The organism is Natronorubrum halobium, from assembly GCF_051351675.1.
Lineage (GTDB): Archaea > Halobacteriota > Halobacteria > Halobacteriales > Natrialbaceae > Natronorubrum.
The window spans coordinates 1,027,101-1,042,767 of record NZ_CP195595.1; the positions used below are offsets into that span (position 1 = coordinate 1,027,101).

Here is a 15,667-nt window from a genome sequence, read left to right on the forward strand (position 1 = left end):
CCATGCAACACAGCACACCAAAAGACATCGGATCGATCAACTTCGGGCTCATGGAGCCCGAGGAGTATCGGGAGATGAGCGCGACGAAGATCATCACCGCCGACACCTACGACGACGACGGCTTCCCCATCGACATGGGACTGATGGACCCACGGCTCGGGGTCATCGACCCCGGCCTCGAGTGCAAGACCTGCGGGAAGCACTCGGGCTCCTGTAACGGCCACTTCGGCCACATCGAACTGGCCGCTCCCGTCATCCACGTCGGCTTCACGAAACTCATCCGGCGGCTCCTGCGTGGCACCTGCCGGGAGTGTTCGCGACTCCTCCTGACGGAGGACGAACGCGACGAGTTCCGCGGGGATATCACGGAGTCCCGAAAGCTGGGCCGCGACCTCAACGACGTGACCAAGGCGGCCATCCGTCAGGCCCGGAAGAAGGATCGCTGTCCGTTCTGCGGCGAGATTCAGTACGACATCGATCACGAGAAGCCGACCACCTACTACGAAGTCCAGCAGGTCCTCACCAGCGAGTACTCCCAGCGCATCGCGGCCGCGATGCAGGGCGACGAGGACGAGGGTATCGAGCGGACGTCGCCGGACGAACTCGCCGAGGAGACGGAGATCGAACTCACTCGAGTCAACGAGATCCTCTCGGGCTCGTTCCGTCCGCGTGAGAGCCAGCGCAAGGCCATCGAGAAGGCCCTCGACATCGACCTCACCGAGGAGGACACGAACAAGCTGATGCCGAGTGACATCCGGGACTGGTTCGAGAACATCCCGGACGAGGACATCGAAGTGCTCGGGATCGATTCCGACCGCTCCCGGCCGGAGTGGATGATCCTAACCGTGCTCCCGGTGCCACCGGTCACCGCGCGACCGTCGATCACCCTCGACAACGGCCAGCGCTCCGAGGACGACCTCACGCACAAGCTGGTCGACATCATCCGGATCAACCAGCGGTTCATGGAGAACCGCGAGGCCGGTGCTCCCCAGCTGATCATCGAGGACCTCTGGGAGCTGCTTCAGTACCACGTCACCACGTTCATGGACAACGAGATTTCGGGGACGCCGCCGGCCCGACACCGCTCTGGACGGCCGCTCAAGACCCTCTCCCAGCGGTTGAAGGGCAAGGAAGGTCGCTTCCGTGGCTCCCTGTCCGGGAAGCGCGTGAACTTCTCTGCCCGGACCGTCATCTCGCCGGACCCAACGCTCTCGCTCAACGAGGTTGGCGTTCCGGACCGGGTCGCAAAGGAGATGACCCAGACGATGAACGTCACCGAGCGCAACTTAGAGGACGCCCGACGATTCGTTTCCAACGGCCCCGAGGGTCATCCCGGCGCGAACTACGTTCGACGACCGGACGGCCGTCGGCTGAAGGTGACCGAGAAGAACTGCGAACAGCTCGCGGAGAAGGTCGAAGCCGGCTGGGAGGTCAACCGACACCTCATCGACGGCGATATCGTCATCTTCAACCGCCAGCCGTCGCTCCACCGGATGTCGATCATGGCCCACGAGGTCGTGGTCATGCCGTACAAGACGTTCCGCCTCAACACCGTCGTCTGTCCGCCGTACAACGCCGACTTCGACGGCGACGAGATGAACATGCACGCCCTCCAGAACGAAGAGGCCCGTGCCGAGGCCCGCGTCCTCATGCGCGTCCAAGAGCAGATCCTGAGCCCGCGCTTCGGTGAGAACATCATCGGGGCCATCCAGGACCACATCTCGGGAACGTACCTGCTCACCCACGACAACCCGCGGTTCAACGAGACCCAGGCGCTCGACCTGCTTCGTGCGACCCGGATCGACGAACTGCCCGAACCGAGCGGGATCGACGACGAAGGCACTCCGTTCTGGACCGGCCACGACGTCTTCTCCGAACTCCTGCCCGACGACCTCAACCTCGAGTTCACCGGCACCGTCGGCGACGAGGTCGTCGTCGAGGACGGTCAACTCCTCAAGGGGACCATCGCCGAAGACGAGGTCGGCGAGTTCGGCGGCGAGATCGTCGACACCATTACGAAGGTCTACGGCAACACGCGTTCCCGGATCTTCATCAACGAGGTTTCGACGCTCGCGATGCGTGCGATCATGCACTTCGGATTCTCGATCGGGATCGACGACGAGACGATCCCGGGAGAGGCACAGGACCGCATCGACGAGACTATCACCGACGCCAACGACCGCGTCGAGGAACTCATCGAGGCCTACGAGAACGGAGAACTCGAGTCCCTCCCGGGTCGAACGATCGACGAGACGCTCGAGATGAAGATCATGCAGACGCTCTCGCGTGCGCGTGACAACGCGGGGACCATCGCGGACGAACACTTCGAGGACGACAACCCGGCCGTGGTCATGGCCAACTCCGGTGCGCGTGGTTCGATGCTCAACCTGACGCAGATGGCCGGTGCCGTCGGCCAGCAGGCGGTTCGGGGCGAGCGAATCAACCGCGGCTACGAGGACCGCACCCTCAGCCACTACGAGCAGAACGACCTCTCGGCGGAGGCCCACGGCTTCGTCGAAAACTCCTACACGAGCGGGCTGACCCCGCGGGAGTTCTTCTTCCACGCGATGGGTGGCCGCGAGGGGCTGGTCGACACGGCAGTCCGGACCTCGAAGTCCGGCTACCTCCAGCGCCGGCTGATCAACGCCCTCTCGGAACTCGAGAGCCAGTACGACGGGACTGTCCGGGACACCTCGGACACCATCGTCCAGTTCGAGTTCGGCGAGGACGGCACTTCGCCGGTCAAAGTGTCCTCTGGCGACGAGAACGACGTCGATGTCGAGGCGATTGCGGACCGCGTGCTCGACTCGGAGTTCGAGTCCGAAGCCGAGCGAGAGGAGTTCTTCGGCGCGAAACGACAGCAGACGAACCTCTCCGAACACGCAGACGAGCGACTTGCCGAGGGGACGGAGGTGACCTCCGATGACTGACGTCCACTACGACGTCGACGACGATACGATCGCAGTCGTCGAGGACACCAACCTCCCGCGACGACTCAAGGACGAGGTCTACGAGACCCTCGAGGACCGCGGCGACGCGACCGTCGAGGACGCCGACGAACTCTCGAAGGCGGTCGAGGCCCGCTACATGGATACGCGGGTCGATCCGCTCGACCCCGTCGGCACCGTCAGCGCGCAGTCGATCGGCGAACCCGGAACGCAGCTGACGATGAACACGTTCCACTACGCCGGTGTCGCGGAGATCGACGTGACCCAGGGGCTGCCCCGACTCATCGAACTGGTCGACGCTCGGAAAACCCCCGACACGCCGATGATGACGGTCTACCTCGAGGACGAGTACGCCACCGAACGGGAGAAAGCCCACGAGGTCGTCTGGAACCTCGAAGCGACGAAGATCCTCGCGCTCGGCGACGTCTCGACGAACGTCGCGGATATGCGGGTCCAGATCTCGCTCAACAAGGACACCTTAGAGGAGCGGATGATCACGGCCGAGGAAGTTGCCGAGATCATCGAAGACAACCTCGGCGTGAGCACGGTCCAGCAGGGTACCGAGATCCAGTTCGGTCCCGAGGAACCGTCCTACCGCGACCTGCTTCAGCTGGTCGAGGAACTTCGCGATATCACGTTCAAAGGGATCGAAGAGGTCTCTCGAGTCGTCATCCGCCGCGAGGAACTCGACGAGGGCGAGCAGTTCGTCCTCTACACCGAGGGATCGGCCTTTGGCGACGCCCTCGAGATCGACGGCGTCGATGCTTCGCGGACGACGTGTAATAACCTCCACGAAATCCACCGCAACCTCGGCATCGAAGCTGCACGTGAGACGATCATCGAGGAGACTCACAACACGCTCGCCGAGCAGGGGCTGGACGACGTGAACGTCCGCCACCTCATGCTGGTCGCCGACATGATGACGAACCGCGGCGAGATCGAGTCGATCGGTCGCCACGGCATCTCGGGCTCGAAGCAGTCCGTCCTCGCTCGTGCGGCGTTCGAGGTGACGGTCAACCACCTGCTCAACGCCGCGATCCACGGCGAGATCGACGACCTCGACGGTGTTACGGAGAACGTCATCGTCGGCAAACCGATCAAGCTCGGCACCGGCGACGTCGATCTCCGGATGGGATCGACCGACTCCGGCAGCAGTCAAGCCGACTGATCGATGGGTGTTACCCTCGACGACGACGCCCGTCAGTACCTCGCGGCCTTCGAGGACGTAACGGGTGTGAGCGGACAGGACTGTCTGATCACCGATACGGCCGACGCTGCGTCCGCGGACGAACGACTCCTCGTCGTCGTCTCGAGCGGACGGATGAGCGAGGCGATCGGACCCGGCGGCCGGACCGTCACGAAGTACGAAGAGCGCGTCGGGAAGCCGGTTCGACTCGTCGAAGACGCCGACGATCCTGAGACGTTCGTCGCGAACACGCTCGCCCCGGCGGCGGTGTACAACGTCACGATCAGTGAGAACGAGGATACCGTCGCCTACGTCGAGGTCGCCAACGACGACCGCGGCGTCGCTATCGGGACCGGTGGCCGAACGATCGAGGCTGCACGAACCCTCGTAGATCGCCACTTCGGGATCGACGACGTACAGCTGATCTGATTCTTTCGCGCCGTTCGGCAACCTCACGCCCGCCGAGGCACGCTACGCTACTCTCCGTCCGTAACTCGACTCAGCGAAACGCGCTCAGATTCGGCGAACGGGGTACCTCGAGCGCTCTCGGGCCGTAACGCGCGACTCGAAACGGGTCGCTTAAGTGCCTTCAACGGATATCGCTTCCCATGGCAAACGGCAAGTACGCCGCGCGCAAGCTCAAGAAGGACCGCCAGAATCAGCGGTGGTCCGACTCTGACTACGCGCGCCGCGCCCGTGGACTTCGCGAGAAGTCCGACCCGCTCGAGGGCGCTCCACAGGCTCGAGGTATCGTACTCGAAAAGGTCGGCATCGAAGCAAAACAGCCCAACTCGGCAATTCGAAAGTGTGTCCGAGTCCAGCTGATCAAGAACGGCAAGCAGGTCACCGCGTTCTGTCCCGGTGACGGTGCCATCTCGTTCATCGACGAACACGACGAAGTCACCATCGCCGGTATCGGTGGGGCGAAGGGTCGTGCGATGGGTGACCTCTCCGGTGTCAACTACAAGGTCGACAAGGTCAACGGCGTCGCCCTGAAGGAACTGGTCCGCGGAAACGCAGAGAAACCGGTGCGATAATATGGCGGCAGAAGACCAACCCGACCCGGACGCCCCAGCAGGTGGCGCAGACGTCGGCGCGAAGCTGTTCGGTACGTGGGAGATCGAGGAGATTGCGTACAATGATCCGTCCACCGAACGCTACATCACGGTGACGCCGGTCGCACACACCGCCGGCCGTCACGCCGGCAAGCAGTTCAAAAAATCCCAGATCTCGATCGTCGAGCGGTTCATCAACCGTCTCATGCAGACCGAGGAGAACACGGGCAAGAAACAGCAGTCGCTCAACCACGTCCGTGACGCGTTCGAACTCATCCACGAGCGCACCGAGGAGAACCCCATCCAGATCCTCGTGACCGCTGTCGAGAACGCAGCCCCGCGTGAGGAGACCGTCCGCCTGAAATACGGTGGGATTTCGGTCCCCAAGGCCGTCGACGTCGCACCGCAGCGCCGCGTCGACCAGGCCCTGAAGTTCCTCGCCGAAGGTGTCTACAACGAATCGTTCAAGACGCCGACGCCGGTTTCGGAGGCCATCGCACGGCAGCTGATCGGCGCGTCGAACTACGACGTCCAGACCTACGCAGTCAGCCAGAAAGAAGAGAAAGAGCGCGTCGCGGCAGCCGCACGTTAAGCGTCTCGCACGTTTTTGCTGGTTTTGTTTTCTGCCGTCTGTCGGAAATGTATACTATTAGTTTAAGTCACGTAGTGTAATCTCGTCACTCCAATATAGCTCATTGTTCAGTAGAACGGGCATTGTTTCTTTCTCAAGGAACTGCACGAGTTGCGGTTTCGTTACAGCTAGCGGCCCGATTTTCTTCGGCAGGAGATGGTGCGAGTCGATAGATTCGAGATACGGAATAGATACCGTTCCCATACCCTTATTTCCTAGAATATAGTCGTAGATCTCGACATTCGACTTTTTACCGTATTTATCTATAACGCACGTGTTCGGAACTCCGTTCTCCGGTTGTGCTACTGCCAACCGTCCATTGCCGACAACGTGATATTGATTTCCAATTTCGGAAATTCTTCGAATAATGTCGATGGCAGCGTAGAAGGAGTATCCCAGATTCAATAGACGAGCAATTACGCTGCCAGTATCGACTGCATCGTCGTTTTCGACATCACTCAATGTAACAATCCCGCTAATACTTCCCGCTTCGATCAATTGTAATCCTTGCTCGTATGACTTGCACGCGTTGAGGAAGAACGATTTCGTACCGACTGTGTCTAAATCGTATATATCTAGTAGACCGTCGGAGCATCGAAAGCCGGAACTATCGATATGGCCGATATAGTGAACGAAATCGCTTTCACGTGTCAAAACCTCTTCAAGCTCGGCCGAGGTGAGTTCGTGGTGAATTTCAACATTAAGCGGAAGCGTATCACGTTTCCCATAGATGCTGTTTACGAATATGAGCTCTTCACTCATGTCCGGATCGTTGCAGACGACCTCGATTTTGATTGGATTCTCTTGCGGTGATTGTTTGATTCCGTTATGGTACGCTGATACTGGTGTTATGCTTTTGACTTCAGCCCCTCCGCTACAGCGCCACGATTGGTCAATCGTCGTTATCGGTGACTGGTCGTCAGTGAATGAAATGGGCATGGTGTGTACGCTTCGCTCGCTATCCGCTGTCACCCGTGACGGTTCTTTCAGGGGCTGTTTCAGTCGGTCAGTTTCATCCTGTACACTCACGAGGGAGAGGTCATTCGCGATAAATGGAAGAAAGGGAATAGAGTCCGAGGTTGGTTTGATTTGTGTTTTTAGCCGCCACTCGGGAAGATAAGGCTTTATAACAGAAAATTGAACATCAAGGTATGACTTGAGCTGTTCGGAAAGGGGCTGTTCATATAGTACTGAAGGATCGAACTCTAGCTGTTCATTGAGTTGTTGTCGTTCGGAAAGTGGTAACGAAGTTTTGCCCCCAGCCCGAACGATGCAGTCGAAGAAAAAAAGCTGCTGCAACGTTCGTTCTACTGTTCGTTCGAATTTGCCCGCAGTATTAAGAGAATAGCTGAACCCATCTTTCGTACAAAGTCGCGGTTCTGCCCCGGAAACGATGTCTGCTCCAAGATAGTAGGCCAGTGGTGTCGAGACAAATATGTGAGAGAGTGTCGGTGGAATCTCGAGGACAACACCCGTTTCTGGACAATCAATTCCACGAGGAATTGTGAGTTCGTCCCCCATCTTGATCGTGGGTGGATGACCACGCATTGTCGGAAAGGATCGTTCAGTTGTTGTCGTTTTTAGTGCCGAACCGAATGATGATACAGCCTGCATTACATCACTTGGCTCTGCCGTTGTCGTAATTGTTCTAGCCGGACGCGTGTGATGTGAACGCGCACCGATCGTCACTCGGGTTGACCCATTTAGATCGATGTGTGTGCGATCTGTATCGGAGTATATCTTCACAGGGCTTTCGAAGTGAATATAGACTTTAATTTGTAGAGAGATATCCAGCGTATATTCTCCATGGAGTAGTGTGAATTGCTCATCTGGCTGAATATCTGTCACCATCCTGCTCCCGTCGTACACATAGACAGGATTGATTACTGGCAGTGTAATCCGGCTAGTTTCGATCTCGACTGTTGAGTCTATCGGATATGGAAAATGCTCCTGGTTACTATCTTGAAGTGAAACTGGCTCATGTGTCGTGAAGTGATTTCGGTGTCGATCGATTGGATCGATAATTTCCACTCCATCTCGAGTGGCCTTGAATTGTGGTTTCATGTGCTGTGAAAGTTAGTGCGAAAATCGACGCCCATTCCCCCCCATCATATACTTCTCTATGTGAATTGGCAAAAATATACGTTGTGGCTGTGACATTTTTCCGCCCTTCTACTACAGCATATAGATTAGTACGATCTCTGTCCGCTTCTGGCCACATTTAATAGTATTTGCCCGAGCAGTATTGATAGAAGCTGTGTTGCTGAAATCTACATCCCAGTTGTTCGTAGTCCATCCTACCCTCTCTCTCACTGATATGGACCCCGAGCGGACTCGAGTCGCTGCTGAAATCAATAGAGCCGACTTCGACCGTTCGATTCTCGAGCAAATCGACGAGAGCTACGATCTTCTCGTTCTCGATTGGGAGCTCGAGACTCCAGACGCTCGTGGCATCCTTGATGCTTTTCGACAGAATGCTCCGGGGACCCAAATTCTCGTACTTGCTGGCGATGTCCCGTCAGATGACCCTGTTGACCGAGGTGCTGACGAACTCCTTGTCGATCCTGTTTCAGACGAGACGTTACATTCAACGGTCGAACGATTGCTTCTGCAGAAGGAATACGAGGCGGCGATGGACGAATTTTTCAGGTTATCGACCGAGCGTGCATTGCTCGAAAGCGAGTTACAATCCGGTCTTGATGTCGCCAACCGGTACCAGTCCGTTGTCTCTGACCTCTACGACTATCGCGAACGAGCAGCTTCGATTCGAGACGAACTCTCGAGTGACGAGTTCAATCAGGCTCTTCGCCAATTGCTGGACGAATAGTATAGACCTTAAGTCGAGTTCTTCTAGGGAGTATTGGCTTTCTGTATAGTAGATCACAAAGACGTTACCTTTTCACACGATTGGATCATACAATAACACTACTATTTATTTATATGATTAATTAAAATAAATTTATAATTGGCCGGGGCAATGTCTAAGATGTACCATGGAAGACCTAACCCAGTACCTGAAGAACCACCCACGAAAGATCGGCGTCCTGTTCACGATTATGCTGGCACTGTCCCAGGCTGGTAGTGTTGCAGCAGGCGGGTATTACGGCGGATTGTAGAGTTCGCTAACAGTAACTTCATTACTCCAGTAAAGCATTTCATCACATAAGACGGGAAGTTCTTCTAGTTCAAAAAACTCGGTGAGCTGTGGCTTCGTTACCTGAATCTGTTCAGTTTTCCCTGGGAGCACGTGATACAAGCTAATCGGCTCCAGATACGGTTTGAAGAGACCGCCTTTTCCCGTCGTGGAACTCACGTACATCGTTAACTCGACACTGGTGCCCTCGTTCGCACTGACCGAACAGAGCGTCGGCGTCCGGGTTTTTGATTGGGCGATTGTGGTTATTCCATCACCGACGATTCGATACTGCTCGCCAGTGACGTTCTCTTTTCGGCTGATTTCGAGCGCTGCATAGAGCGGAAATCCTTGATTCAGCAATCGTGCAATCGTCTCTCCAATACTGATTGCACCGCTGTTTACCACGTCTCCAAACGTTACAATGCCTCCCATACTGCCGGCTTCTACTAGGTGTAATCCCTGTTCGTACGATTGGCAGGCGTTAAGCAAAAATGCTTTTGCGCCGACCGATTCTATTACTTCCCCGTCAATTTTCCCATCAGAACACTGGTATCCGTCGTGATCAATATGGCCGATATAATGAAAGAAATCCTTCTCCCTCGATAAAACGTCAGTAAACTCCTCACGACAGAGGTCGTAATGAACTGTTACGTCGAACGGGAGTTCCTTGTGGGATCCGTAGACTCCGTTGACTGTCTGTAATTCTTTCCGCATATTTTGATCGTTACAGACGACTTCGATTGCGATTGGGTCCTCTGTCGGCTTTCGGCCGATGTTGTTCTGAAATGCCGACAACGGTGCGGTACTTTTGACACTCGACGAACCCGCGTCGTTCCACAGTTGCTCAATCGTTGGAATCGAGTACTCTGTCGTAGACACGTTTTTCGCTCCACGGACCGACGCCGTACTTCGGGTGGATGCACCTCGTGTGAACCCTTCGATTGCAGTTTTCTGTGTTCGATCGATTACTTTCGTCTGAGTCTCCTTTTGGACGCTCACAATAGACAGTCTATCGGTTATGAACGGGAGAAACTCAATATTCTCTCCGTCCGGAGTGAGATGGGTTTTGAGTCGCCACTTCGGGAGATGTGGCTCCACCGTGTCGACCGACTCTGAAAGATACGTTTCGAGTTGTTCGGCCAGTGGTCGGTCGTAGAGCGACTCGATATCGAATGTGAGATCAGGCTCGATCGCTTCTCGTTCGGGGAGCGACAGTGGTGTCGCTCCTTCTGTCCGAAGGATACAATCGAGCAGGAAGACTTGCTTTAGAACCCGTTCGACCGTTGCTTCGAATCCACCATCCCCGTCCAGTTCGTAGGTGAATCCACTGGCAGTGCAGACTCGTGGAGCCGAATCAGGAACGACCTCAGCGCCGAGATAGTAAGCCAACGGGGTGACGACGAAGACGTGACCAAGTGTCGGCGGGACCTCGATTCGGACACCCGTCTCTGGCGATTCAAATTCGTCAGGAATAGCTAATTCGTTACCGAGTTCGATAGCGGGCGGATGACCTCGCTGAGTCGGATAGGATCGTTCGGGTGCCGTTGATTTGAGCGCTGAACCGAAGGCAGATACTGCCCGCATTACGTCGGTTGGGTCTGTTGTCGTTGTAATCGTTCCTGCAGGACGCCTGTGGTACGAGCGTGCACCGAGGGCCACCTGTGTCGAACTGCCGAACGTAATATATGTTCGGTCAGTATCCGAGTATATCTGTATCTCACTTTCGACGCACGCGTATACTTTTATCGGGCCCGACAGGTCGAGTGTGTACTCATCTCGAGGAAGCATCGCTTGCTTGCTCGGTCGAACTTCTGCGACCATCTCCCCATCTCCATCGCGGACGTAAACCATGTCGTTTGTCGGTAACGTTATCATCTCGGTCGTAAACTTGATAGCCGAGTCCACCGGATACTGAATCTGATCCGGATTCATTGGCTCAAGTGTTACCGACTTATGTGTCGTAAGTCGATATCGATGTCGCTCGATCGGATCGATAATTTCAAGGCCGTCTTCGGTCGGCTCAAAATTCGGTTTCATGGGAACAAGGAACGAGTGAAGTAGCTGTTAACAATTGGTCGTCGGGCAGGGCAATAGATATAATTCTCGAGCAACCATACACCCTACGACTGATCGATTGAGATCCACCCCGAACTCTGGTCCCCGTCGTTGATCGACCAACGCTCTTGGAAGTCGCCGTTCTGTTCCCGAAGTTCGATGATGATATTGAACAGCGGTGCCAGGACGGAGACGACGTCCGAGTCTCGGTCCATCGGAAGGTGGTAGTGGATCATGCCGTCGGTGTCTCGCGTTCGACCGTTAGTCAGATGAACGAACTTGAAGACCCGTTCAGCACCGTACTCCTCGAGCAGCGGCACCAGCGAATCGATGCCGACGCGGAGTTCTGCTGGGGCGAGTCCGTCTGCTTCGGTTTCGAGTTCTTCGATGGCACTCGAGATGGCAATACCGAGATCGGCGAGGGTGGTGGTCGTCGTCGGCGACGCCTCGAGTGATGGCGCGTCGGATTCGATCGTGTCCGGACTGGTGTCGGTTGCGGCGGTGCTGCGGGCCTGCGTGGCGTAGCTGACGAGTTTGAGCGTATCGGATGCGTTGATGTCCGCGTCGAACTGGTGGGAGTCGCCGGTCGTCGATACCAGAACGCGCCGACGTGGCTGGACGGTTGCCTGCCCCAGCAGGCGTCTGCAGACATCCCGCTGCTGATGAGGTCGGACGGAACCGACGACGAGGACGCTTGCTCCCGTCCGTTTCAGTCGGGATAGCGTTTCGGTAAACTGCTCGCCGTCTGACCCGCTCCCCCAGTCCTTGCGCGAAAACATCAATATATGTTACGCCATTCGTCGAATCAAACATTAAATGTTCGGGTTGAAGCGAAGCCGTACACTTGGGTCTTATGGCCGACACTCCCGATTCGGCGTTCTGGGCTCGTCTCTGTGAGTAATCTCGCGGCGTCTGTTCAACAAAGAGGGGACTCGCTTTCCACCTTGTATCAGTCATAATCAACTGATATAGACGCTGTCCGATATGGCTACTCGACTGTCCCTCTCCCAATTTGTGATACGCACCGGAAATGAAGGGTGGTGGACGGCTCCTATCACGGGGCCGCCCGGGAACTGTGTGATTCGGAGCGCCTACTGCTGAGTATGCGAGTAGTGTGATCGACGGTTCCGTTCGGCGGCAGTCCCCGCCAGTCAGTCTGCCGCAGGTTTGTCACCGCTTTCGCCGCCCACGTACGCGCGGGTCGCGTCGACGAGCACCTGTCGATACGTACTCGAGTCGGGGTCGCGGGCGAGTTCGCGGAAGCGGCGTTTGAATCCCTCGAAGTCCACTTGGGGCGCGTCCATCGCGGCCGCGTACGCGAGGTCGTACAGCCGATGGTCGTCGTCGACGAGATCGTGGCGTTCGGCGAGTGCGAGCGCGAACGCGGCGTTGACCGCCGTGATATCCGGGTCGGCACTCGCCGAGAGGCGCTCGAGTCCGGGCCGGAACGGCGTCTCGGGACGGTCCGCGATCGCCATCGCGAGACTCGACTCGAGAAAGGAGAGCAGTTTCTCGCCGGGACCGACGGCGAGCGTGATGTCGTCGGCGTAGATGTCTTTCATGTGGTTGGCGATCTGGTAGCAGTGAGCGAGTTTCCGGCGTTCGACGCTCTTCCCAGCGAGCGCGAGGTAGAGCACTTCCTCCGTCGACTGGGTGTGTGAGGGGTGTTCCTGTTCGTGTCTGGCCATGTGGGCGAACTCGTGGAGGGCCAGTTCGCGAGCCATGGCGCTCGAGGCGGCCTGTCTCGAGATGTTCAGGACGTGGCGGTCGTCGTGGTGGCCGGCCCAGGTCCGTTCGTCGGGATCGTCCCGGAGCTGAACGTGGACCGGTAACGAGAGGTCGTGTTCGGTCTCGAATAGATCTCGAGCACCGAGAAACGGGGAGGTAGGGCCGGCGCCTTGTACGCGGAGATCCATGTGTAGCAGTACCAAGTTCCGGCGGCGTATGTCTCTTGCGCCCGATTTCGACGGCCGCAGTTTACCGTGGTCTATGAGAACTATCGTTTAGCGAGCGGATCGTGGTATCTGCCGCCCTCATCTATCGAGCCCATGACAGTATGTCCGTTCGATGATCTGAATCGTGACAACGGAGTACGTCTGTTGACAGTGTGACTCCATTTAGTACCGCCTGTGACGGCGAGTTCGGTGCGAAACCCACCGGGTTGGTTGTGTGGTATTCACTCACTCAAACTGGAAATTCCGGCGCGAAAACCGGGAAATTCGACGGATTCCGGCGGCGACGAAACACTACCCTTTTGACCCCGCTACCGGTAACAGGGTGTATATGGGCCGACGCAAGAAGATCGTCCAAGAGTGTGAACGGCTGATGGACGAACCGGAGAACATCCGGAACATCGCCATCGCCGCTCACGTCGACCACGGAAAAACGACCCTTTCTGACAACCTCCTCGCGGGTGCCGGCATGATCTCTGACGAGACTGCCGGCGAACAGCTCGCGATGGACACGGAAGAAGACGAGCAGGAACGTGGGATCACCATCGACGCGGCGAACGTTTCGATGACCCACGAGTACGAGGGGACGAACCACCTCATCAACCTCATCGACACGCCGGGCCACGTCGACTTCGGTGGCGACGTCACCCGTGCGATGCGCGCCGTTGACGGTGCGCTCGTCGTCGTCGACGCCGTCGAAGGGGCCATGCCCCAGACCGAGACCGTCCTGCGACAGGCACTCCGCGAGGGTGTCAAGCCGACCCTGTTCATCAACAAGGTCGACCGACTCATCTCGGAGCTTCAGGAAGGTCCTGAAGAGATGCAACAGCGTCTCCTCTCGGTCATCCACGACGTCAACGAGCTCATCCGGGGCATGACCCAGGACATGGATGACATCGACGACTGGACCGTCTCCGTCGAGGACGGCACCGTCGGCTTCGGATCCGCCCTCTACAAGTGGGGCGTCTCGATGCCGTCGATGCAGCGCACCGGGATGGACTTCGGCGAAATCATGGAGCTCGAGCGCAACGACAACCGTCAGGAGCTCCACGAGCGGACGCCGCTGTCGGACGTCGTGCTCGACATGGTCTGTGAGCACTTCCCGAACCCCGTCGACGCACAGCCCCGCCGTATCCCGCGTATCTGGCGTGGCGACGCCGATTCCGAACTCGCGGAGACGATGCGTCTCGTCGACGAGGACGGCGAGGTCGTCTTCATGGTCACCGACATCGCGATGGACCCACACGCCGGCGAAGTCGCCTCCGGTCGCGTCTTCTCGGGCTCCCTCGAGAAGGGCCAGGAGCTGTACGTCTCCGGAACCGCGGGCAAGAACCGCGTTCAGTCCGTCGGGATCTACATGGGTGGCGAACGCGAGGAAGTCGATCACGTCCCAGCAGGGAACATCGCCGCCGTCACCGGTCTCAGAGACGCCATCGCCGGCTCGACGGTCTCGAGCGTCGAGATGACGCCGTTCGAGTCGATCGAGCACATCTCCGAGCCGGTCATTACGAAGAGCGTGGAGGCCCAGACCATGGACGACCTGCCGAAGCTCATCGAGACGCTGCGACAGGTCTCCAAGGAGGACCCCACGATCCAGATTACGATCAACGAGGACACCGGCGAGCACCTGATCTCCGGGCAGGGTGAGCTTCACCTCGAGGTCATCACCCAGCGTATCGAGAAGAACCAGGGCATTCCGGTCAACACCGGTGAGCCGATCGTCGTCTACCGCGAGCAGCCCCAGCAGCCGAGCGACGAGATCGAAGGCATCTCGCCGAACCGCCACAACCGCTTCTACGTCTCCATCGAGCCGATGTCGGACGAACTCGTCGAGACGATCAAGATGGGCGAGGCGTCGATGGACATGCCGGAGCAGGAACGCCGTGAGGCCCTGCAAGAGGCCGGCATGGACAAGGACGACTCCCAGGAAGTCGAGCACATCCACGGGACGAACATCCTCATCGACGATACGAAGGGGATTCAGCACCTGAACGAGACGATGGAACTCGTGATCGAGGGATTCGAGGACGCCCTCGACAACGGCCCGCTGGCCAACGAGCCGGTTCAGGGGACGCTCATCCGACTGCACGACGCCCGACTCCACGAGGACACCATCCACCGCGGTCCGGCACAGGTCATCCCCGCGACCCGAAACGCGCTCCACAAGGCGCTGATCGACGGGAAGATCAAGCTGCTCGAGCCGATGCAGGACGCCCGTATCGACGTACCGAACGACCACATGGGTGCCGCATCCGGCGAGATCCAGGGTCGTCGTGGTCGCGTCGACGACATGTATCAGGAAGGGGACCTCATGGTCGTCGAGGGTATCGCACCCGTCGGCGAGATGATCGGTTTCGCGAGCGACATTCGCTCCGCGACCGAGGGTCGCGCCTCCTGGAACACCGAGAACGCCGGCTTCGAGGTCATGTCCGACTCCCTCCAGCGCGAGAAGATCATGGAGATCCGCGAGCGCAAGGGCATGAAGCTCGAACTGCCGCCGAGCATCGACTATATCTAACGACCTTTTTTAACCGGGTTCGAGCGCGGCCGGAGGCCGCGCTCGAACCCGGCCAAAAAATCTCGACCAAAAAAGGCCGCTCGCGTCTTCGACGCTCGCGGTCCAACTGCTGGACCGCAGGTCGTGTTCGCCGCTGCTTATTTCACGTTGTGAATCCAGTGGTGTGACGTAACAGTGTCTCGAGAA

Annotated in this window: 12 protein-coding genes; 8 read left to right on the forward strand and 4 right to left on the reverse strand. The window is 57.8% G+C overall.

What is annotated here, in order from left to right:
* Positions 1–2: 2 nt before the first annotated feature.
* The 5 genes from ACSFC7_RS05020 to ACSFC7_RS05040 all read left to right on the forward strand — a co-directional run bounded on the left by ACSFC7_RS05020 (position 3) and on the right by ACSFC7_RS05040 (position 5,781).
* Positions 3–2,930 carry a DNA-directed RNA polymerase subunit A' gene (locus tag ACSFC7_RS05020; RefSeq protein ID WP_436346656.1) on the forward strand — a complete coding sequence of 976 codons (2,928 nt, stop codon included), beginning with the start codon at positions 3–5 and terminating at the stop codon, positions 2,928–2,930.
* Positions 2,923–4,116, forward strand: coding sequence for a DNA-directed RNA polymerase subunit A'' (gene rpoA2 / locus ACSFC7_RS05025; protein ID WP_436346657.1), 1,194 nt, complete (start codon positions 2,923–2,925; stop codon positions 4,114–4,116). Before ACSFC7_RS05020 ends, rpoA2 begins: the two co-directional genes overlap by 8 nt.
* 3 nt (positions 4,117–4,119) lie before the next feature.
* Positions 4,120–4,563: a NusA-like transcription termination signal-binding factor gene (locus tag ACSFC7_RS05030; protein ID WP_436346658.1), complete on the forward strand. Its 444-nt coding sequence runs from the start codon at positions 4,120–4,122 to the stop codon at positions 4,561–4,563.
* 179 nt (positions 4,564–4,742) lie between these two features.
* Positions 4,743–5,171: a 30S ribosomal protein S12 gene (locus tag ACSFC7_RS05035; protein ID WP_004267302.1), complete on the forward strand. Its 429-nt coding sequence runs from the start codon at positions 4,743–4,745 to the stop codon at positions 5,169–5,171.
* Between the two features lies 1 nt (position 5,172).
* The gene (locus tag ACSFC7_RS05040; RefSeq protein WP_436346659.1) at positions 5,173–5,781 is read left to right on the forward strand and encodes a 30S ribosomal protein S7; all 609 of its coding nucleotides are present in this window, start codon (positions 5,173–5,175) and stop codon (positions 5,779–5,781) included.
* A gap of 57 nt (positions 5,782–5,838) precedes the next feature.
* Here ACSFC7_RS05040 and ACSFC7_RS05045 read toward each other — a convergent pair whose 3' ends face one another.
* Positions 5,839–7,668: a hypothetical protein gene (locus ACSFC7_RS05045; RefSeq protein ID WP_436346660.1), complete on the reverse strand. Its 1,830-nt coding sequence runs from the start codon at positions 7,666–7,668 to the stop codon at positions 5,839–5,841.
* Positions 7,669–8,137: 469 nt separating this feature from the next.
* On the opposite strand from ACSFC7_RS05045, the gene ACSFC7_RS05050 reads away from it, so the two are divergent.
* Together ACSFC7_RS05050 and ACSFC7_RS05055 are read left to right on the forward strand one after the other, a co-directional pair.
* A complete protein-coding gene (locus ACSFC7_RS05050) occupies positions 8,138–8,647 on the forward strand; it encodes a HalX domain-containing protein (RefSeq protein WP_436346661.1) in 510 nt (169 codons plus the stop codon).
* Positions 8,648–8,813: 166 nt separating this feature from the next.
* On the forward strand, positions 8,814–8,936 hold the full coding sequence (locus ACSFC7_RS05055; RefSeq protein WP_436346662.1) for a DUF7503 family protein: 123 nt from the start codon (positions 8,814–8,816) through the stop codon (positions 8,934–8,936).
* On the opposite strand, the gene ACSFC7_RS05060 is transcribed toward ACSFC7_RS05055, so the two are convergent.
* From ACSFC7_RS05060 to ACSFC7_RS05070, 3 genes are all read right to left on the reverse strand, one after another.
* Entirely contained in the window at positions 8,921–10,993 is a 2,073-nt protein-coding gene (locus ACSFC7_RS05060; RefSeq protein WP_436346663.1) for a hypothetical protein, read from the reverse strand. The genes ACSFC7_RS05055 and ACSFC7_RS05060 overlap by 16 nt on opposite strands.
* 83 nt (positions 10,994–11,076) lie before the next feature.
* Positions 11,077–11,790, reverse strand: a complete 714-nt coding sequence (locus tag ACSFC7_RS05065) for a DUF7504 family protein (protein ID WP_436346664.1) — start codon at positions 11,788–11,790, stop codon at positions 11,077–11,079.
* A gap of 372 nt (positions 11,791–12,162) precedes the next feature.
* On the reverse strand, positions 12,163–12,927 hold the full coding sequence (locus ACSFC7_RS05070) for a DUF5781 family protein (RefSeq protein WP_436346665.1): 765 nt from the start codon (positions 12,925–12,927) through the stop codon (positions 12,163–12,165).
* A 367-nt stretch (positions 12,928–13,294) separates the two neighbouring features.
* On the opposite strand from ACSFC7_RS05070, the gene ACSFC7_RS05075 reads away from it, so the two are divergent.
* Positions 13,295–15,481 (forward strand): elongation factor EF-2, encoded by a 2,187-nt coding sequence (locus ACSFC7_RS05075; protein ID WP_436346666.1) that lies wholly within the window; start codon positions 13,295–13,297, stop codon positions 15,479–15,481.
* The last annotated feature ends 186 nt before the right edge of the window (positions 15,482–15,667 follow it).